Consider the following 20537-nt stretch of genomic DNA (forward strand, 5'->3'; position numbering starts at 1 on the left):
TGCCGCGATCAAATGACTATCAAGAAAGCAATCATTCTCGCTGCCGGAGTCGGCTCTCGCCTTCGACCGCTGACGGACCTCCGGCCGAAGCCCTTGGTCGAAGTCAACGGCACGCCGATTCTCTACAACGCGCTCCGAAATCTGGAAGCCGTCGGCGTCGAAGAGGTGACGCTCGTGGTCGGTTATCGCAAGCATGCTATTCAATACGCCTGCGGGCATCGCTTCGGCACGCTTGCGATCAACTATGTGGAATCATCGGCTTTCGACCACACCGGAAGCGCCTATTCATTGTGGCTCGCGCGTGACGCGCTGCTTTCCGGAGATTGCTTTCTCCTCGAGGGCGATGTGTTCTTCGAGGAGGACGTACTGCGAGATCTGCTGCACAGCCAGGTGACCGACGCGGCAGCAATCGTTCCCTTCGAAGAATCGATGGAAGGTTCGGCAGTCCTGCTGACGGATCGCGGCCTCATCTCTGAGTTCCGTATGAGGCAAACCGGAGCAAACCTGGCGGCGAGTGGGCCACGGCTTTTCAAAACGATGAACCTATTGCGACTTTCAGCTCCGACCCTCAAGGCGACGATTGTTCCAGCGCTGGACCAGATCATAGGGTCCGGAGCGACCCAGGCCTACACTGAGGAGCTTCTTTCGTACCTTGTTGAACGGCGCGGCCTGCAGCTCGCCACTACGCGGTGCGACCATGTCAGATGGTACGAAATCGACACCGCTGAAGATCTGCAAATCGCAGAGCGACTTTTCACGGGAGTGCAAGGTCCAGGCATGCCTCGCAAAAGGTGAACTTTCGATGCTCAAGTACCTCTGGGATCCGGCGAACGCCATAACGACTGGCGGCCTTCTCTTTTCATCCGTCAGTTTCTTTCTTGCCCTGTCCAATCGCCTCGAGCTGTCGATAGCGACAGCACTTTGGGCAGTCCTGTCCGACCACCTCGACGGGATAGTGGCAGCTCACACGAAAAATCGCCACCCAGATGTTGCCAAGATGGGAAAGAGCCTCGACGGGTTTGCTGACCTCATCTACGGAGCCGTCTTGCCGGCGGCAATCCTAATCCAACTCAGCGGAGCCTCGGGTTTTGCCCTAGTCACCGCGACCGCCCTCCTTGCTGCGGGAGCAATTAGGCTCAGCTACTTCGACAACTTCGGCCGCTTACGCGACGGCCGTTTTCTAGGGCTCCCATTATCATACGACATCCCTGTGATGGCGATCATTTTCCTTGCTCGACCGTTGGTTTCAGATGAGTTTTTCGTACCCGTCACGCTCAGCACTTTCATCCTACTCGCAGCACTACACGTCGCGCCGATCCGTATCGCAGCGCCCAATATGACCATGTACGTCGCACTCTCGATATTTTCCGTCATCGCTTCATCGGCTCTGGGATTGCGAAGTCTAAGCTAACCAGCGGGGCGCAGGTCGCATGGGTACGGAGCTCTAGATCTTCGCAATTGGCCGAGAGACGTCAGATGCCGGTTTTGGGCGCTTAAGCAGCCGAAAGGAGGGCTGGATGTTAGCAAGCAGCATCTTTGAGGGAGCAGCGTTTTACTATGCTCGCTATCAACCTGAGTACCCGCACGAACTCTTCAGATCGCTTAGCGAGCATCTTTTTCTAACACCTGACAGTCGAGTACTTGATCTTGGATGTGGTACCGGACAGATCGGACTTGGACTTGCTCCCAGCGTGACACATGTGGACTGCGTCGATCCAAATCGCGCCATGCTCGGCGAGGCCGACCGACTTTCATCTGAACGCGGCCTCCTCAACATTTCAGTGATTGAAAGCACCGCCGAGGAGATGGATCTGGGCTTGACCGGCTACCAAGGGGCCACGATCGCGAGTGCTTTTCACTGGATGGACCGCTCGCTCGTTCTGGAGACGCTTGATCGTCGCCTGCTTTCGTCCGGCAAGGTAGCGATCATCACAAGAGTTCGCGACGAGACCACACCGAGTGATTGGTGGAACAGGATCTGGGACTTCGTGCACACTTGGTGGGGAGGCTATTTTCCCGCCGGACGTGGCGATAAGCGCCGTGAATTGCGTGTGGACCACGAAGCTGTTCTGCGCCAATCGACGTTTTCGAACATCACAGGAAGCCACATCCCTTACATGGTATCGTGGACTTCCGAGAAACTCGTCCAATACATGTATTCCACATCAAAAGCCTGTCCAGGTGTACTAACGCACAGAAGAGATGAATTCGACGAACAGTTGCGCTCTCTACTCCACAAACTGTCGCCGGCTGACATGTTTATTGAAAGATGCCATTTAGATATCCTATACGCCGGCCGGTACTAAGGGCGAAATGCAGCGGAAATTGTTCTTCACGCAATCGGATCCTGCGGAGCTTAGATTGTGCCGAGCTTCAATCGCCCGGAGGTGCACCCTTGATCTCCGATCTCGTTCATTCGCGGCGTGCGGTGATAGCCATTCTGAGCGGCAGAGCATCTTCTATGCAGCGGCTCCTACTGGCCAGCAGATTTCCCATGCTTTTGCTGATGGAGCTCGTCACTGCCCGCGGCTCTCGGCGGGGTCATCGAACGAATCCCAGCTACGTCCGGCTCTGATCAGTCTTACAGGCATGCTGCTGGTCACAGAGCAGCTGCAGCTGGCCAGGGAACGCGGCATTTGGGGCAGGAGGGAGCGGAACCGTCGATTCCGCAATCAACCGCATGGTGAGAAGTCGCACCCGACCTCGCTTCTAACCCTTGCCGGCGGAGAACCGGCCAACAGCCACAGCTTTGATGTAATGCGGTACCGGTCGCCCGAGGAGAGTTGAAATGTCTGGTGGTGAAACGACGGCGCCGATTGATATGACGCGAACATGGGCTCCTCACGTGCCAGCTTTCCGCGAACATGTCGAAAGAAGCCTCACTGCGGCGGCGCGCGCACCGGACCTTACCAGCACAATACAACGCCATCGCTTCCACGGGAGTGCACGAGACAAACAAGCTGCTGCCGATTGGTTGAGGAACCGGCTCGGTGCGCGCCCTAATTCTAACCGCTTACTGATGACAGGCGGCACTCAGAACACGCTAATGGTCCTGTTCTCGCGACTAGCTCCCCAAGGAGCTGCGATTGCCGCGGAAAGGCTGACTTATGCAGCGATCGGCCAACTCGCAATGCTGGGCCGGATTAGCGTTCTTCCCGTTGACATAGACGATGACGGCATGCGTGACGATTCCCTTGAGGCATTATGCAAAGCTCACAATTTGGCGGCCGTTTACATCAACCCGACAGGTCACAATCCGACGACTTCGATGATGTCGCTTGAGCGCAGACAGAGGATCGCTCGCGTGGCCCGCAAGTACGCTCTTCCCATTATCGAAGATGACGTGCATGGCCTTATAGCCAGCAACGCGCCCCCTCCGCTCGCTTCGATCGCTCCTGATCTCACTTGGTACCTGATGAGCGTCTCAAAATGCTTGGGCATCGGATTGAGGACTGCGTATCTTATTGCGCCGTCGGACGGCGGCCTGGCCGATCTTCTTCGACCAATACCAAGCGTCTCGAGTTGGTTTGTACCGGGGTTATCGGCGGCCATTATCACTCACCTGATTGAAAGTGGTGCCGCAAGTCACATTGTCGGACAGATATCCAAGGAAATCGCGGCCCGGCAAGACATTGCGCAGGAGATGCTTGGGCATCTAGGGGTGATGCGCACGAACAAATCGTCCTTGCACGTCTGGATCGACTTGCCATCTCCGTGGACAGCAGAGCCATTCATCCAAGCGGCTCACACGAAGGGCGTAATCCTGAGACATCCGCGAGTGTTTGCGACACTTGGCGTCAACGTCGAGCACAACATCAGAGCATCGCTGATCGCTCCGTCAACCCACGAGGACCTCCGACGTGGACTGGGTGTTCTAGCGGCCTTACTCCTCAGTCGGACTTAACTCGCGGATCATGGTAACTCACAATCGGTGTAGGCAAAGATGTTGGCGCCAGAATTTGCGTATCTCAATGGCCAAATTGTCCCATGGGATGCAGCCAGGGTGCATGTATTCTCGCCCGTGGCAAAGTATGGCATTGGTGTGTTCGAAGGAATACGCGGCTATTGGAACGAGAACGTCCAGCAATTGTACCTCTTCCGTGTTGCAGAGCACCTCGAGCGATATGCCTTCTCACAAAAGGCAATGAGGTTCGATCAGCCGATCTCCAGTGATAAGCTGATCGTGGCACTCGTTCACCTCTGCCGTGCAAATGCATTTCGCACGACGGTGCATATTCGGATGATGGCTTTCATTGATGGGCTTGGCGAGTTGGGGGCAAAAGGACCCGTAGGGTCTGCGATTACGGCCTTTCCCCGCGAGGCCACTAGACAATCCGTCGAAGGCGCTTCTGCTCAGATCAGTTCTTGGATGCGAATGCCGGACAACGTCATGCCCGCCCGCATCAAATGCAATGCAAACTATCACAACTCACGATTGGCTATGATGCAGGCCCAACTCGATGGATACGATATCGCTTTTCTCCTTAACTCAAGAGGAAAACTGGCCGAGGCGCCAGCAATGTGCGTTTTCATGGTTCGCGATGGTCAGTTGATCACGCCAAGCGGAACCAACGACATACTGGAATCGATCACGCGTCAGACCGTTATTCAGTTAGCACGTGAGTATCTTGGGGTGGATACCGTCGAGCGCGATGTCGATCGGACGGAACTTATCCTCGCCCAGGAGGTGTTCTACTGCGGCACCGGTGCCGAAATCACTCCTGTGACTTCGATCGACCGCATGGTGGTAGGGAGTGGTCAACCCGGAGCGATCACACGGCAGCTCATCGCGATCTACCGAGCGATCGCCACCGGAACGAATACCGCGCACGAGTCATGGCGAACTCCTGTCTTTTGAAAGACATGGATGCAAGCGGGATGACCTCACCTCAGCCGCTAGCCGTAGTCAATGATGCGTCATTGTCGAATTATTGCGGTTCTACAACTGCCGGAATGACAATCCTAATTCCTTAACGCGCCGCGGATGCTGGTGCGGTCGCGAATCTCCGAAAGGGCCCGCCGCCAATCGCGAGCGGCGCTATTGGCACCACTGCGCAATCCGGAATGGGTGCGCACCTGCCCTCTCGCTCTTCACCTACTGGTATTTATAGTCTGCGTCTTCAGCGCTGCTTGATACGATAGACGGCGTGATTGATCGCAGATTTGATGAATTCGTCCGCATTCGGGGTACCCTTTGGGTCTTCGTCGGCCTGAACGTGCAGGAGCCATCCCGCAATCAGTCGGATTCGAAGCTACTCCCGCCCGGCTTCCATCCGGGCGATGGAACGCCGCTCTCCTTTGTTTAATTCTCCGCTCGAGGATCGCTATGAATGAACGGGTGACATGGCAGCTCTATAACGGCGCCGCTCTGAACTACGACGAGTATAGGCCGAGGTATCCTCACGCGGTCTTTGATATCCTCACGGACTATCACTCGGCACTCGCGCCACTGCGGTCGGCCGCAGACGTGGGCGCGGGTACGGGGATTTTCAGCAGACAGCTAATGGCGTCGGTTCCGAGCATTGCGCGCCTAACCTGTATTGAGCCAAACTGCGATATGGCCGCCGTTGCCAAGGAGCGATCCGCAGCGTTTCGTGGCCTCGACGTCCTCGCCGGGTTTGCTGAGATGCTTCCGCTCCCGGATCGTTCATGTGAACTCGTGACGGCAGCAACGGCGGCCAACTGGTTCGATCGGCCTCTATTCTACCAAGAGGCTGCACGGGTGCTGAAGCCTTCAGGAACATTGCTGCTCCTACAGAACAAGCATAGGCACGAAGAAAGCGCATTTCTCGATGATTTCGTCAGCCTTCAAGAGCGCTACATCCCTGGATTTCGCCGAGACCACTACTCTGATTTCTGGGGCAGTTATGGGAAAGCTGATTTCGAAGCGGAACTCCGTTCGAGGCACGATCTGGTGTCTGTGGAGCGCTACAAGCTCGAATGGCGCCAGACGACGACTGCAGTGCAGTTTCGGGGCTACTGTCAATCAGGACATTTAAGGATGGCGATCGCTAGGTCTGGCGCCGCAACGATCGCCAAGGAACTTGACGCCCTCCTAGACCGGTACCAGGACGCGTCAGGTTATGTCATTGTTGACTGGCTGACCGATCTCGTTTTGAGCAGAGCCCGACCTCAGGAGCAACCACTGGGGAAGCGCTAACTTGCTTTACTCTGACTAGCGAGAAGTCCCCGCTTTGGCTCACATCCAGGCTCGATGCCGGTCGTGCCGGGCTCTTGCGTGAGCCGCAGCAGCTGCGTGCGATCGGTGCAGATGCTCGTCGACCGATCCCTAGAGGAGGTGTATCTGGCTCGCGCTACTGACGCGGGAATGGGTCTGGACTGTCTGCGACCCCGCCTAATCGCGCGCAGAGAAGAAAGCGACTCACGATTGTCTTTGTCGCCCCGTCAGGACAAGCTGGCAACCGACCAAGCCGGCGACGAGCTTCCCTGGCATTGATCTCTTCTCGCGGGATCACCAACATGCGGACAACGGCTGCTCCATGAGCGTGGCCCCGATGCTTTAGTGCGAACGGTGCCGGTCGCGCGCCGCCGCTATGTTAGCCGCTCTTAGGTGGGCGCGCCCGTCGCGCGTTTTGGTGCGGTTCAGGACCCTCGCCTGAAGCCGAGATCACGATCCAACGGCGCAAGCGCACCCGCGAGCGGTCGGAGAAACCGGAGCGCAATCACAGAGCGCAACGAACCAACAAAGAACGCAATGCGGACGATTCACCGTCCGATCCGAGCCCGCGACGAAGACGAGATCGGGACCCCGACGTGGACGGTAAGCAGAACGATGTCTAAAAGGTGTGACCCCATATCGGCATGTTTTCAATAACTTACGAGCAATGCACCGATTCAGGGCTCGGCGCAGCCGGCGCATTTAGCAGATCAAATCGAGAATTCCTTGATACCAAACGCGTCGTGTTTTATGATGGATCGTATTAAACGACCTACCAAGCAGGCACATGACTGATCTGGCCATAGAGGCTGTCCCCAAGTCCCGGCCATGGGGACAAGACCGGCGACTGGAATTCATTGAATTTCGTCTCTTGTGGGACGGCAAAATCAACCGCGGTGAGGTCGCCGAATATTTCAACATCTCGGTTCAACAGGCGTCGCTGGATTTCGCAAAGTACCTTGATTTGGCCAAACACAACATGGAGTATGATCGTCACGAAAAGGTCTATCGCGCGACCGAGCATTTTAGGCCGCTTTTTCTCGCGCCCGATACCCAGACTTATTTGAACGAGATTCAGGGCCTCGCCATCGGGACGATTTCCCGATCAGGCAGCTTTGTCGGAACTCGCCCCTCCTGTGATGTCGTGACCCTCCCAGTCCGCCGTGTGCGCATTGAGATGCTGTTGCCAATTCTTTGGGCGATCCGCGATGGCACGGAGATAGACGTCACATACCAATCGATACGCACTCCCGATCCGACTCGCCAGTGGATTGCTCCGCACTCTTTGGCCTTTGACGGTTCTCGTTGGCATGCCCGCGCATGGTGTCACGGAACTTCTCGATTTCGCGATTTCGTCCTGACGAGATTCCAGCGCGTTCACGGACGCCGTGTTAGCAGTGTGAATCCGCAGGACGATACGGACTGGCAGACTTTTGTCGTGATCGAGATTGAGCCCAATCCGAATCTGACCCCGAGCCAGCGCGATTCAGTCATTGCCGACTTCGGTATGCAGGATGGACGGCTTTCCAAGACGATCCGCCGCTCGCTGGTTTCATACTTTGTGCGCCATCTGCGGATCGAATCGCCGCAAGAGCCTCAACCGATCGTATGGGCCAACCGCGCTCAGTTTGAAGGTTCAAGGGACGACGTATGACGCATCACAAGCACAACACTTAGAAGGAGCATGATATGTCTGAAGCAGAGAAATCCGACAAAAAACTGCACGTATTCTACGTGGACGCGATTCGCCACGAAAATGCCAAGACCGCGCTTACCGGGGCGGAGATAAAGGCGATCGCCAATGTCGCCCCCAATTATCAGCTCTTCCTCGAAGAAGAAGGTGACAAGCCGGATAAGGGGGTAGGCGACGGAGAAGCTGTGGGAATCACTGAACGCGTGAAGCACTTTTTCGCTGTCCCGCCAGCGACATTTGGACTCTGATGATCGGCGAGCAATTCCAGCAACTGAAGGAATACCTTCAGGAATTCAAGCGGCAGGAGGCTGAAATTCAGCGCCGCGCCGATGCGTCTTACCTCATTACGGTTAAAGGGGTCGATCTGCCCGACGGCTGGAGCGTTAGAAAGGTCGACGTTCTCTTCATCGCACCTCCGGGCTATCCCGCCGCAAGACCCGACTGCTTCTGGGTTTCGCCGCCATTACGGCTCCCCAATGGCGCGATTCCGCAGAATGCGAACGAAGGAACTCCATTGCCCTACGATACCAATCCGGGGCGCCCACTGACGTGGTTTTCGTGGCACCTGCAGACATGGGACCCCAACCGCGACCGGCTGGAGCAGTTCTTTCGAGTAATCCTTCAGCGACTGGACCCGCCTCGATGATGGAGCTCAGGTTTCAGGACAAAGATGCCAGCCGAATTATCGGTGAGCTTGTGGGCAGAGAGACGGAACGCTGCGCTGTCATGCTGGCATCCCGCGTTGCCTGGCCGGGCATGGACCGTCTTGTCGTATCCAGCCTCGATTTCCCTGCCGATGAAAATTATTCGGATCGGTCGCTCATCAGTGCGCAGCTCAAACCGGAGTATATTGCGCAGATCGGCAAAAGAGCCGCCAGCCAAAATCTTTCGGCCGTCTTTGTTCACTCACATCCCGGCTCCGCTCCGCCGGAATTCTCTAAGATAGACGATGATGGTGAGGCACATCTGGCCCGTTTCTTGTCCGTGCGGGCGCCTGATACGGTCCACGGCGCGGTAGTCGTCAGCGCTGGCGGCTGGTGCGCACGTCGGCTAGGCGAAAAGACTCCAATGCGCGTCGTGTCGGTCGGCCCTCAATTGCAAGTGCTTTTCGACGACGCGGATGGGTCAGGCCCCCCGTCGTTGAAATTTGACCGTCAGGTCAGGGCACTGGGCTCCGCTGGCCAAAAATATCTTGAATCACTTACCGTTGCCATAGTGGGTCTCGGCGGCACAGGCTCCATTGCTGCAGAACAGTTGGCACATCTGGGGGTGCGCAAGTTCATCCTCATCGATCCCGATCGCATCGAAACAACGAATCTGAACCGCGTGGCTGGCTCTCGCATAGGTGATGTCAACCGTTTCAAGACAGACGTGGCTGCTGAAATGGTCGCAGGCATCACGCCGGGCGCGGCGTGTAAGAGCATCATCGGCGATGTGACACGAACGGCGATTGCTCGTGAGCTCCGGGCTGCAGATTTTATCTTCTCATGTACAGATTCCCATGGGAGCCGCGCGGTAATTCAGCAGATTGCGTATCAATACCTAATTCCCTGCGTTGATATGGGCTCCATCATCACCGCCAGAGCTGGTCAGATCGCGGGCGTACATGGCCGTGTCCAAGCCCTCGCTCCAAGGCTGCCCTGCTTCACCTGCTGCGGGCTCCTAGATTCTGAAGAAGTCCGACGAGACATGATGAACGCCGAGGAGCGAAGCCGGGACCAATACATTCAAGGAGCGCATGAGCCGGCGCCCGCCGTCATCTCAATCAACGGCACCGTGACCTCAATGGCGATCACGATGTTCTTAGCCATGATGGTCGGTGTTCCAAGCGCGGCAAGGCATCTCATCTATGACGTCCGGCTCCCGTCATTGCGGGCCGTTTCGTTCACCAGCAACCCGAATTGCTATGTATGCTCCTCGCGAGGCGTTCTCGCGCGCGGCGATTCGCAAGATTTGTTTACGCGGGACGATTGAAATGGCGATACGCGAATTTTCGCCTGAAGGTCGGCCGCGCGCGAAAATCGCTTTCGTCGGGGAGGTGCCGTCCAAAGAAGATTTGGACAAGTTCCGCGACCGCAGCTTTCAGTGCGAGCCATCGACCCCGGCCAAGCTTGGTGATCCCGCATACGCTGCACAATTAGATGCTGTGATCTGGACCCAGGACGGCAACAAGATTAACGCCTTGCCTCGACAGTTAGGTTCGTTTGTCCCTTGCCTGCTGGACTACGATGTTAGGGTCTACATTCGTCTCGCTGCTGATAAGCACCAAACGGATGCACCGCGTAAGCTGGTCGTGAATGCGCTGCTGGAAAGCAAAATTCCCGTTGCCAATCTTCGCTCGGACGAGTGGCAGACCATACCTAAAAGTGATCGCGAGAGAGAACGAGGCTTTCTCCTGCCCTGCGTCTACCTTTTCGACACGGCGTCGTCTTGGGTGGATATCGCAGCTTTGGTCTGTGATCGTCCTGCAAGTTCATCGCCAAAAACCGCTTTGGTCTTTGACGAAAAAGTTCTCCTCGACCGGTTTGGCTCTGATGGCCACTCCGAGCGCCTGATTTTGCTCAAACGAGCGTTCTGGAATTGCTCGGAACTTCGGCTGACATTGCTTGACGGGGGTATGTCCGGAGCACCGGTCTTCAAAGCTTACGCATCAGCGGAAGCCGGGTTAGTGCAGCCCGGCTCAACCGGCCCTTATCCCCATCTGTTTTTCGTGAAAATCGGCCCGCGTAAAAAGATCATTGATGAGTACGACAAATATTGCGGCCACATATTTGAGTATGTGCCTTTCCACCTAGGGCCCCGCTTGCGGCGGGATCGCTGCAATCTTGGATCAACTCTAGGAATTCTCGTGGGCGATTTCGTCGACGGTTCAGAGTCCCTGATCGCGTGCGCGCGGGGTGGGCGCTGTGGTCATGCCATTGCGAACCTGTTCGATAAGACGTTGGGAGGATGGAGGAAACAAGACTACATCGACGAGAAACGGACCTTGAGCGCCTTTTTTGAGGACAAGTGGCAGGTCGAGGGTCAAAGCCAACTGATAGAATTGCCCACCGGGCGGATACCGCTAGTTCAAAAGCTAGGTGCTGATACTAGCATCGAAGCCTTGAAAGAGATATTCGTTGACCTCGGCAACACGGCGCCGAAAGTTGCGCCGGCACACGGCGACATGCACGCCACCAACGTTCTCATCCGACACGGTGATGCAATCCTCATTGATTTTGAGAAGTTGGAACAGCACTACCCACTCACCTATGACCCCGCGTCCCTGGAAGGAGGCCTTCTGGTCGAAGGATTCATCGAGGACCTGAAGAAAGGGAAACTTGCGCTTACGGAACTCGTGCAGTTGATTGAGCCACTCTATGAAGAAAGCGCTCTTAAGAGAGGTCAGACGACCTTCTGTAGGCCCGGCGATCCCGCAGAATGGTTCTATAATGCGGTGAATCAAATCCGGACGTTGAGCTGGTCAGCTGAACAACAGCCCGGACAATACGCGCTCACACTGGCCCTATGCCTGGTCCGTAAGGGCTGCAACCCGCACGTCGATCTCGACGCGAACGAACCGAACATGTCGAGAGCAATAGCATTCTTTTTTGGTCAAAAGCTTCTGCGGGCGATGGCCAAGACTACAGCGGCGACAGCCGGCAAGCATAAGCACCAATCGGGGGATGCGGGACAGTGATCATGAATTTCAGCATCAAAGTCAGAGTACCCTCCCGCGCCGAAGCCAGCGCTCATCTCAAGCAGCCGGGAGAAGCTGTCATTGTGGATCGCAAAGGCCCGCGTTGGCTAATCATGCTGTGCCCGTGCGGGTGCGGTTCTGAGCTGCCGGTGAATCTAGACCGACGCACTGGTCCAGCTTGGCGTCTATACGAATCTCCGAAGGGAGCAAGCGTTTATCCATCCGTATGGCGCGATACCGACTGCAAGAGTCATTTCATTATTTTGCGCAATAAAATCCTCTTGTTTGGCCCGCGAGGCGACGATTGGTGGCTCGACGAGGAAGAACTCGGTGAGTCCGAACTGCGCGACCGGGTGCTCGAAACGCTTTCCGCTCGTGAACAGTCGATCGAAGAGATCTCCGATCGAATTGCCGGCAGCGTGCCATGGGATGTTTTACGATGTTGCCGAAAGCTTTGCCGAAACGGCAAGGCCATCGAAGGGTCGGATCTCTCGAAAGGTCGCTTTCGGCGGCGTTAGTCTAATTGGAATGTTATCGCCGACCACCGTGACGCTTTTCCAGCCTCTCGTTTCGCAGGCAATCGGCGCGCCATTCTTGCGAACACCGCTGCAAGCCGTGGCCGACCTCGAAATATTGGATCGTTAATAAGCCGAATTGGGCTGAACTGGACAGTTAAGCGTTGGCCAGAGTGAGAGCAGGAAGAGGGACAAAAGGTCTTTGAGCCAAGCCAGGACACGGCGGAGGTTGTGGCCAACGGCCGAGAGGAAACGTTAGCGGCATCTCCGGCGCGGCCTTTGAGATAGCAGCGGCCAAGGTGACCTTCGTTCTTCATGTGTCCGATGATGGGCTCGATGGCGGAACGGCGGCGTAGCTCGCGCTTGATGACGCCGAAGACGCCGCGCTTCTGGCCGAGATGAAGACGCGGCGGGGATTTCGTGTGTCGTGGCCGCGATATCCCTTGTCGACATAGGCCCGTTCGATCGGGCAGCCGGTGAGGCGCTCGGTGCGCTCGATGACGTCGCGAAGGGTGTGACCGTCGTAGGGGTTGTCCGGAAGCGAGCAGGCGTGGAGCACGAACAAGCCGCCGGGAGCTCTTTGGTTGTTGGTGACGATGGAGGCCTTCACGCCGAACTCATAGGGCGCGGCGGCCTTGCGCCCTTGCCGATGCACTCGACCTCCGGAGCATGGAAGGAATACAACTTCCAGCCGCGCTGGCGCTGCTGCTGCGAGCGGATCTGGGTGGCTCGGCTCAGCGGCAGGGCGAATGCCTCCTCCAGTGCGTCCTGGCCCTCGGTCTTGCGGCGAATGTCGCGGATGATCCGGCCCAGCCGGCTGCGCAGAAGGCGCAGCTGTCGCTGATGCCGGTTGAATTGTTTGGCATGAGCGTAGCGGCCCGCCATCATTGCCGCGCTTTTGGCCACGCGAACATAGGATTGCCGGAGCCTGACCCCGTGCTTCCTCGCCAGGCGGTTCAACCCGCGGATCGCTGCATGCAGCAGCTTGGCGTCGGTCGGAAAGCTGATAGCCTTCGGTTGGACGGTCGTGTCGACCGTGACCCGCTTGAGGTCCTGGCTGCGCAACGCACCGCTCGCGTGCGCCACCCGAAGGCTCTCGGCCAACAACCGCTCCAGCCTGTCGCCGAGCCGCTTGCGCCAGTGGCTCAGGTCTGAGCGCTCATGCGGGAAAACGTGCTGGAAAAACTCTTCGCCGGTGAAGAACTGTCGAGTGGGCCGAGGGAGTTTCACCCTCAGCCCCTCACAGAACCGGACGTGATACTCTCGCATCATCCGGCTCTTGTCACCCAACCGTTGCGTGACCAAGGCGCGCCCAGTGGACGAAGAATGAGGGATTGCGCTTCGCAATGCTGTTCAGCCGCCGCAAGCTCCGTCCCCGGTGCCTTTTGAGCGACTTGTACTTCCGCCGGAGCCACACTCCGAGACGTTCGTCAAAGTACGTGAACAGCTTCCACATCTCCGTTGGATAGAAACGCCCATAATACTGCCACCACCCTTGAAGGATCGGATTGAGTATTCGGGCTATATCAGTCAACGGAAGCGGCGCGTGCTGTGGCAAGCGCCAGCTCCTTATCCGCTCCCGCATGCGTTTGAGCGCCTGCGGGCCAACTGCGGGAAGGAAGCGTGTGAAGAGCTTTCCCCAGCGATTCTTCGCCCTGCGGGGTTGGAAGGTGAAGCCAAGGAAGGTGAAGTGGATCTGCGGATGTGTCCCACGTCGATTGCTGTCCCTGCAATAAACCACTTGGGTCTTTTGCGGGTGCAGTGTCAGATGACAGTCGGCAAATCTCTTTTCTAGCGCAGGCTTCAGATGTTCTGCTTCCTGCCGTGTCCGGCAGTGGCAGATTGCATCATCGGCATAGCGCTCGAACGGAATGCTCGGAAACGTCCGACGCATCCACGCATCGAAGGCGTAGTGCAGAAAAAGATTCGCCAGCAGCGGGCTTACCACTCCACCTTGCGGTGTTCCGGCCTCCCGTTTCTGGATAGTCCCATCGCATCTCCACCGGAGCCTTCAGCCATCGCTCGACGTACAGCAAAACCCAGGGCTCCTGACAGTGCTTCCGAAGCGCTCTCACCAGAAGGGCATGATCGATCGTGTCGAAAAAGCCTTTGATGTCGAGATCCAAAGCCCAGTCATAGTCCCAGCACCGCTTACGCGTTTGCTCGATCGCCTGATGCGCTGATTTGCCCGGCCGATAGCCGTAGGAGTTGGGATCAAACACTCGATCCAACCCCGGTTCCAGATACTGCTTGACCACCATCTGTGCGACGCGGTCCCCGACCGTCGGAATGCCCAGAGGACGGATGCCGCCGTTGGCTTTGGGAATCTCCACGCGCTTGACCGCAGGTGGGAGATAGCTTCCCGACGCCATGCGATTCCACAGCTTGTAGAGGTTATTCCCAAGGTCCTGCGCGAATTCATCCAGGCTCTGGCCATCGACGCCCGCCGCTTTTCCATTCCCTGCCACCAGCTGGTAGGCCTCCCAGACCATACGCTTGGTGATCGGCAACGGTTTGTCCGGCGTCATGACGCTCCTCCCGACAAAGCCGGTTGGCGTCTGATGTCGGACAGAGTAACGCAGCCCCTTCGCTCCACAGCCATTACAGCCACTTCAGCGCTACTACGAGCTGCTCCGTCCCTGTCTCGGGTATTGGTGTTCTCCCTCGTGGTGTGCGCCACTTGCGGATTCCCCTTGACACCCCGAACCAGGTTCCCTCGTTCCGGATTGAAGCCTGTGATGAGATCATGCCGCCTATACACCGGCTGCCGCGTGGACCGTAAGCAGGTGTCGCCCACACTCTTCCGATCATCACTATCCCCATGCCCGTTTTGACAGCGTCTGGACCCATTTCGATGCGTCATCGGCGGTTCGCTTGCGCTCATCTTCTCATCACTCACCTGACGGCGTATCCCGCCGCCTTTTTCCCCAGCGCTCACCACCGCGTCTCTTAAACGCAGCAGCCTGGAGTGGTTTGAAGCCTGCCCCTGCAGGCCGGCTCCGGGAGGCCAACTCCCATCTTCAACACAGTTGTGCCGGCAGATACGCACCGGCTACGAGGCACACGGAAGTACGGATCGTGGACCCAGCGCTCGCACACCCCCTCATCGGACAGGCCGTAGATGTGCTTGAGCAGCAGCAATCCGATCATGAAGCGGGTCGCGATACCCGGCCTGCCGTTGTCGCTGTAGAGCGGCGCGATCTCGCCGTCGATCCAGTCCCAATCGACCCTGCCGGCGAGCAGAACCAGCTCGTGTCGCATGTTGATGATCTGGTCCAGCCGGGACCGGAACAGATCGTTCGAGCCTGTCGTCCTGTGCTTCTTTGGTCGCATCGGTCCCTCCGACGCAGCACAAAATCACGGTTCGCAGCGGCAGGGAAATCCAAAATCGAAATTGCAGGGTTTTGGGCTGTGAAGCCTCAATCCCCTGCAATCTCAAACGCCGCCGCAACCGGAAAACAGACTCCCAATCAACTGCTTGGAGGCTTGTTCACGGACAACGAAATAGCCACGGAGGAAAAGCCATGAAACGCTTTTCGCTCCTTTCCAGCCTTTTTGCTCTTCTCCTCGCTGGCATCGCCAACGCGCACCCCGCCTTGGCGCTGACCTATAAGTACGTCGGCCGGCTTGGAGCCGTCACCGAATGCCAGTCGCATTTCAACTATGGCGCCCGCCCTGCGTCGACGGTTCAATCACCGGCTCAGCAATTCCAGGGCCGGCCAGCGCGACCGGTGAGGACCTTGCTGAGTTCCGTTTGATGTTCCCTCAATTTACTCCGAAACGGTGAACGGATGGAATCCGCTCATTACGTCTTGGTCGTATTTGAACGCATCTGGAATAGCCGGCTTCAATAGCGGCTCCAGTTATTTAAGCGCTGCGTACACCTTTTACTTCAACAGCGGCGTCATCACTGGATGGCCGATGCAGGCTTATCCCAATAACTCGACGTACTATCCTTCGATCACACGATTTACAATAGCGGTGCATTTGATACTGCCACAAAGCGCGGTCCTCCCGCTCCCGGTTCGCTGTTAGGCTGGAGGCAGACCTGCGGCATTTGTTACAACGGCAAGCAGCTCGGTCAACCGCTGCCGCCGCCAAAGATCGCGGATGCCACGCCAACCGTAAATCCGCCACCCAAACCAGATTGTCCATTCGATGGCTGTCTAAACTGGCGCACAAGACCGGCCTCATCGGTCCCAAGGACCTGGAAGGGGTGGTCGTCGATACCACGGTCCAGCGCAAGGCGGTTGCACATCCGACCGAGGCGCGGCTGCACTTGTCCGATTGCGCGACAGCCGTTTCTATTGTCGCCACAAGCGGCTGAGGCACTGAGCAGACGTCCGAATATATACGCCTGATCAAATGTGCATCATTCCGGCCGAGGTCATACCGCACTAAGCTTCGAATGCACTGTCGAATAATCCCAAAGGCCATGACCCGCCCTGGACAACCTTCCAATCCGGGTGTCCTTCACTTGACCACACTCAGATTGCCTCCGCACGATAACTTGGACAGTCCGCCCGCATGTAGAGTGATCTCGTTCCGCAGTCGCACGGGCACACCCTCGCAATAGCATCCCCAACAGTTAGCGCCATCGCATCTTACAGGCACTCACATCGAATTATCCGATGCCTGTCATCCTCCAGTTGCGGTCGCGATGCCAAACACAGCGCGCAACGGCTCAAACCGCGTCTGGGGGATTCTATGCGCGTTAAGATGAACAACGATGTACAAAATGATCAGACAAAACCGCCCTACTCGGCATCAGGACATGCGTTCTGCTTCCGAACCATTCGAAAAGCGAAGCTATCGGCTGCATGTATCTTGGCAGCTGTTTTTGTTTCCGGAGCGGCGCTGGCACAAACGACCAATATACCTAATCAGAAAAGCGACACTCCGAGCGAGATCACCAAGAGGAACCTTCAAAAGAAGAAGGTGATCCAACTTGGGAATGATCCTGCTGAAAAACGAACAGTGCGTCCTGGCGCTCGCGCAGCCGCAGCTATCAGGCACCAGGACGACCATTTTGCAAAGTTCGAAAACCTGCGCATAAAGGGATTGGAGGTCAACTTACCTGGTCCAGCCGATACTTTGGTTCAGGACAAAGGAGGCATCAGATCCGCGCTGGCAGAGATTGGGATCGGATACATTGCTTGGACGCAAAATACCTACGTTAACAACCTGCTGCCGAATGCAGCCAGGAGCACGATCGCAAACCAACTATATAGCGGACAGAATCCGACATTCTATACCCTAAATTACATGATGGTGACTCATGATCTCAGCCGGTATGGGATTCCGGACGGCCAGATCATTGTTGGAACCGAGCAACAATCTTGGACATGGCAGCCCGGAGGCCCGGATAGATGGGGAATCAACACGATCGCCTACTACCAAACCTTTTTCGATCGGAAGCTCGAGCTCAAAGTCGGCTACCTCATGAACTCATATGAGTTAGCCGGCACGGTGGTCGGAGGGAACCCAGGAGCGAACGTCTTCGGCCCCTCATCGAATGTGCTTTATCAAGGAGGGATGAACTTCGCGCCCGCCCCGACACCTACTCTCAACCTCACCTACCATTTCGATGACCGGCTGTATAACAAGGTATCATTCCAACGCTCTACCAGTCCAGACGGGGTGTTTGCGCATATATCTGCAAACTCAACGGGCTTAAACTGGAGTACGGCGAACGCGGGCATTCTGTTGCTTGACGAGAGCGGGTATCGCAACAGCGCGGCTCCCGGTTTACCCGAGACGTGGTTGCGGGCGGGTGTTGGCTTCAACAACAGCCACTACACGAACTTGGCGTATCCAACCCAACCGAGAGCTGACGAGAATAGCCTCTATTACGTCGCTGCGGACAGGCAACTCTGGCAGAGCCATGTCCCTGACGCCGCATCGCGTGGCATCTATGGTGGATTCTCGGTTATGGGCGCTCCGCCTGACCTCAATAGGGTTACTCGGTATTATGAGCTACGGCTTTACGCGAAGGGACTCTTTGATAGCCGGCCCAGTGATCAAATCTCGCTTGTTGCTACCGACACGGTTTGGAGCAAATTTGCTGTTGATGCTGCGGCGGCTAAAGGAAATCTCGTTCATCGCGACGCGAAAGCAATCTCCGGAACATATACTGCGCATCTTGGCCCCGGAATATACGCGAGCTTGGGGCTGACATATATCGATCACCCGACAAGCATCACATATACGCCCCAAATCGGCCATGCCCTGAATTTCTCAGCGTCTACATCGATATTCTTCTAGCGGAGTAGCTCGCGTTATACGTGATGTAGGCCGCTCAAGAGTGGATAAGCTGAAATCGTAGAGTCCCGGGAGGACTGGGCGAGCCGGTGATGCGTACGAAGTTAATCTCAGCGTAAGCGAGGGCGACGCCAAAGGCCTCCCCTCGCAGTTGATTGGTTTGGTCGACGCCTGATCCTAGCTTACAGCACCCCAACGAGCGGGTCGCGCGGCGGGTATTTGCGACCTCTGCTTTCGGAGACGAGCTGAACTCCTGCAATTCTTGCCGGGCACTCAAGCCGACTAGCCACGGCTTGGCCGCTCTCTCAATGTACCAGACCTTGCTACGCGCGGACGTGTCCCCCCTTGTTTCCGCCGACAATCGCAATTCGATGATCATCACGCAAGCCAAGAGCACGCTATGTTCAGATGTTGCGCGTTTCTTATATGATTTTTCGATGTATGTCATCTGCATGTCGCTATCCACCTCTTGAAGTCGTTCGCGAGCGCGTTCGAGAGGCCAAAGAATTGATTGTTGTAATGAGATGTGGAGGGCCAATGGCAACGCGTCGTTGACAGCCGAGCGATCGGAAACGCTCAAGCCTGGCGTCTGCTCCTTGGTTCACTGCTGACCGGCGCAAATGCCGCAGAAACACATACCCCGCGCGACGAGCGGCCGGTTGAGGACGCTTGCTGGCTGAATTCTTTCGATTGGAGACTAATGATGGGACGTCTGCTTGCGGTGGCTTTGTTCTCGCTGATTTCGACTGGTATAGCGAGGCCGAGCATGGTTTACGCGCTGGAACTGCGCGTGAGCTATTCGCCGGCCAATTTTTCCGCGATGTACAATGCAATCGCGGCTGAATTCACGAAAGTGCACCCGGAGATAACAATCAAGTTCGAAACGGCGAAGAGCTACGACGAACTATTGCAAAGTACCTTGCGCGCCCAATTGATCAACGATGCGCCCGACGTCTCGCACCAGGGCCTAAATTATATACGGCTGCTGGCCGATCGTGGCCTTGCCGTACCGATCGACCGCTTTATCTCGGCCGAACCGGATTGGATCCAGCAGGGTGTTGCCGATGCCATCCGAAACATCGGATCGCCCGGCGACAAAGCTTATGCCGTCCCTTATTCGCTAACGACGCCAGTGCTGTTCTACAATAATGCCCTTCTCGCCCGCGCTGGCGCCGACCCTGCCAAGCTCCCCACGACCTGGGACGGCATTTTCGATTTGGCAAAGAAGATCTCAAAGCTGGAGCCGAACGTCAGCGGGTTCTACATGGACTATAATGCGAATGGCGCGTGGGGCTTTGAAACACTGCTTTTTGCGCATGGCGGCAGGATGATGACCAAGGGCGAGGACGATATCGCCTTCGATCAGCGGCAAGGGCTTGCCGCTATGGCAACCGTAGCGCGCGCCGCAGATTCGGGTATGATGGACTTATCGCGTGACAACGCCCGTCAGTCCTTTGTCGGCGGCAAGATTGGTATCTACTTGACGTCCAGCAGCCTTCTCACAGATTTCGAACAGCAAACCGATCAGCATTTCATGCTTACGATGACGCCGATCCCCTTGGCTCACGACGGCAAGACCTTGGCCGCCGGCAACGGAATGATGATGCTAACCAAGGACCCCGCTCGGCAGGAAGCGGCCTGGAAATACATCAAGTTCGCCGCAAGCCCGCGGGCGCAGGCGATCATGGCGGCAATGACCGGCTATACACCAATCAACACGGCCGCGCTGTCGGATCCACAGCTACAGAAGCTTTATCGGGAAAAGCCGAACTACATCGTTCCGCTGGGGCAACTCAGTAATCTGGTGGCTTGGTATGCATTTCCCGGCGAGAACAGCACGAAGGCCGCGGCGATGATCGTGGACAAGATGCAACTGGTGTTGGGCAGTAAACTCTCGCCGCAAGCGGCGCTCGATGACGCGGCCAAGGAGGCACGCAAGCTCATTCTGAAGAAGTGATGACGTGTACAGGCGCGCCTCCCTGGGGCGCTTGTACCGCCTATCTGATCTTTTTTGTGGACGGCGTGTACCAGCAGCACGCCACAGTCCTTCGTTTGACGCCCATTAACCTCGGCGCCCGGCTTGGTGTGAGGAGACGAGCACCTCGTCCCTTCCGCCCCAATACGATCGAAAGATCGTCAACCATGTTTGAATTGCGTCGGTAGCGGGCCCGACTGTGATCGAACTAGTCGAGCGACCAGAGGGCCAGCTCG

At 56.8% G+C, this 20537-nt stretch carries 17 protein-coding genes and 2 pseudogenes; 15 read left to right on the top strand and 4 right to left on the bottom strand.

What is annotated here, in order from left to right; all coding sequences use genetic code 11:
- The first annotated feature begins 12 nt into the window (after nt 1-12).
- The 12 genes from GPL20_RS10710 to GPL20_RS10765 all read left to right on the top strand — a co-directional run bounded on the left by GPL20_RS10710 (nt 13) and on the right by GPL20_RS10765 (nt 12068).
- Complete coding sequence (locus GPL20_RS10710; protein WP_157329505.1) at nt 13-795, top strand: phosphocholine cytidylyltransferase family protein; 783 nt, start codon at nt 13-15, stop codon at nt 793-795.
- A 7-nt stretch (nt 796-802) separates the two neighbouring features.
- Entirely contained in the window at nt 803-1411 is a 609-nt protein-coding gene (locus tag GPL20_RS10715; protein ID WP_157329506.1) for a CDP-alcohol phosphatidyltransferase family protein, read from the top strand.
- A gap of 106 nt (nt 1412-1517) precedes the next feature.
- Nucleotides 1518-2306 carry a class I SAM-dependent methyltransferase gene (locus tag GPL20_RS10720; RefSeq protein ID WP_157329507.1) on the top strand — a complete coding sequence of 263 codons (789 nt, stop codon included), beginning with the start codon at nt 1518-1520 and terminating at the stop codon, nt 2304-2306.
- A 482-nt stretch (nt 2307-2788) separates the two neighbouring features.
- Complete coding sequence (locus GPL20_RS10725; RefSeq protein ID WP_157329508.1) at nt 2789-3904, top strand: aminotransferase class I/II-fold pyridoxal phosphate-dependent enzyme; 1116 nt, start codon at nt 2789-2791, stop codon at nt 3902-3904.
- Between the two features lie 39 nt (nt 3905-3943).
- Nucleotides 3944-4858, top strand: coding sequence for a branched-chain-amino-acid transaminase (gene ilvE / locus GPL20_RS10730; RefSeq protein ID WP_157329509.1), 915 nt, complete (start codon nt 3944-3946; stop codon nt 4856-4858).
- A 468-nt stretch (nt 4859-5326) separates the two neighbouring features.
- Complete coding sequence (locus GPL20_RS10735; protein WP_157329510.1) at nt 5327-6160, top strand: class I SAM-dependent methyltransferase; 834 nt, start codon at nt 5327-5329, stop codon at nt 6158-6160.
- Between the two features lie 805 nt (nt 6161-6965).
- Complete coding sequence (locus GPL20_RS10740; RefSeq protein ID WP_157329511.1) at nt 6966-7832, top strand: BrxR family helix-turn-helix transcriptional regulator; 867 nt, start codon at nt 6966-6968, stop codon at nt 7830-7832.
- Nucleotides 7833-7867: 35 nt separating this feature from the next.
- The gene (locus GPL20_RS10745; RefSeq protein ID WP_157329512.1) at nt 7868-8119 is read left to right on the top strand and encodes a multiubiquitin domain-containing protein; all 252 of its coding nucleotides are present in this window, start codon (nt 7868-7870) and stop codon (nt 8117-8119) included.
- On the top strand, nt 8119-8517 hold the full coding sequence (locus GPL20_RS10750; RefSeq protein ID WP_157329513.1) for an E2/UBC family protein: 399 nt from the start codon (nt 8119-8121) through the stop codon (nt 8515-8517). The genes GPL20_RS10745 and GPL20_RS10750 overlap by 1 nt, the downstream gene beginning before the upstream one ends.
- Nucleotides 8514-9845 (top strand): HesA/MoeB/ThiF family protein, encoded by a 1332-nt coding sequence (locus GPL20_RS10755; protein WP_157329514.1) that lies wholly within the window; start codon nt 8514-8516, stop codon nt 9843-9845. Before GPL20_RS10750 ends, GPL20_RS10755 begins: the two co-directional genes overlap by 4 nt.
- Nucleotide 9846: 1 nt before the next feature.
- The gene (locus GPL20_RS10760; RefSeq protein ID WP_157329515.1) at nt 9847-11550 is read left to right on the top strand and encodes a protein kinase family protein; all 1704 of its coding nucleotides are present in this window, start codon (nt 9847-9849) and stop codon (nt 11548-11550) included.
- Nucleotides 11551-11552: 2 nt separating this feature from the next.
- Nucleotides 11553-12068 carry a ubiquitination-like system serine protease family protein gene (locus GPL20_RS10765; RefSeq protein WP_157329516.1) on the top strand — a complete coding sequence of 172 codons (516 nt, stop codon included), beginning with the start codon at nt 11553-11555 and terminating at the stop codon, nt 12066-12068.
- A 123-nt stretch (nt 12069-12191) separates the two neighbouring features.
- Here GPL20_RS10765 and GPL20_RS10770 read toward each other — a convergent pair.
- The 4 genes and pseudogenes from GPL20_RS10770 to GPL20_RS10780 all read right to left on the bottom strand — a co-directional run.
- Nucleotides 12192-13280: pseudogene (locus GPL20_RS10770) on the bottom strand (IS5 family transposase); the annotation flags it as partial.
- 67 nt (nt 13281-13347) lie between these two features.
- Entirely contained in the window at nt 13348-14013 is a 666-nt protein-coding gene (locus GPL20_RS40380) for a group II intron maturase-specific domain-containing protein (protein ID WP_347340024.1), read from the bottom strand.
- Nucleotides 13913-14593: a reverse transcriptase domain-containing protein gene (locus GPL20_RS40385; RefSeq protein ID WP_347340025.1), complete on the bottom strand. Its 681-nt coding sequence runs from the start codon at nt 14591-14593 to the stop codon at nt 13913-13915. The genes GPL20_RS40380 and GPL20_RS40385 overlap by 101 nt, the downstream gene beginning before the upstream one ends.
- Nucleotides 14594-15128: 535 nt before the next feature.
- A pseudogene (locus GPL20_RS10780) lies at nt 15129-15398 on the bottom strand (transposase); the annotation flags it as partial.
- 191 nt (nt 15399-15589) lie between these two features.
- Between GPL20_RS10780 and GPL20_RS38755 the strand changes: the two are divergent.
- The 3 genes from GPL20_RS38755 (at nt 15590) to GPL20_RS10795 (ending at nt 20283) form a co-directional block, all read left to right on the top strand.
- On the top strand, nt 15590-15823 hold the full coding sequence (locus GPL20_RS38755) for a hypothetical protein (protein WP_167532973.1): 234 nt from the start codon (nt 15590-15592) through the stop codon (nt 15821-15823).
- A gap of 961 nt (nt 15824-16784) precedes the next feature.
- Nucleotides 16785-18329 carry a carbohydrate porin gene (locus tag GPL20_RS10790; RefSeq protein ID WP_246250286.1) on the top strand — a complete coding sequence of 515 codons (1545 nt, stop codon included), beginning with the start codon at nt 16785-16787 and terminating at the stop codon, nt 18327-18329.
- A gap of 763 nt (nt 18330-19092) precedes the next feature.
- Nucleotides 19093-20283, top strand: a complete 1191-nt coding sequence (locus GPL20_RS10795; protein ID WP_157329518.1) for an extracellular solute-binding protein — start codon at nt 19093-19095, stop codon at nt 20281-20283.
- Nucleotides 20284-20537 lie beyond the last annotated feature (254 nt).

This window comes from Bradyrhizobium cajani, from assembly GCF_009759665.1.
In the GTDB taxonomy this organism is placed as follows: domain Bacteria; phylum Pseudomonadota; class Alphaproteobacteria; order Rhizobiales; family Xanthobacteraceae; genus Bradyrhizobium; species Bradyrhizobium cajani.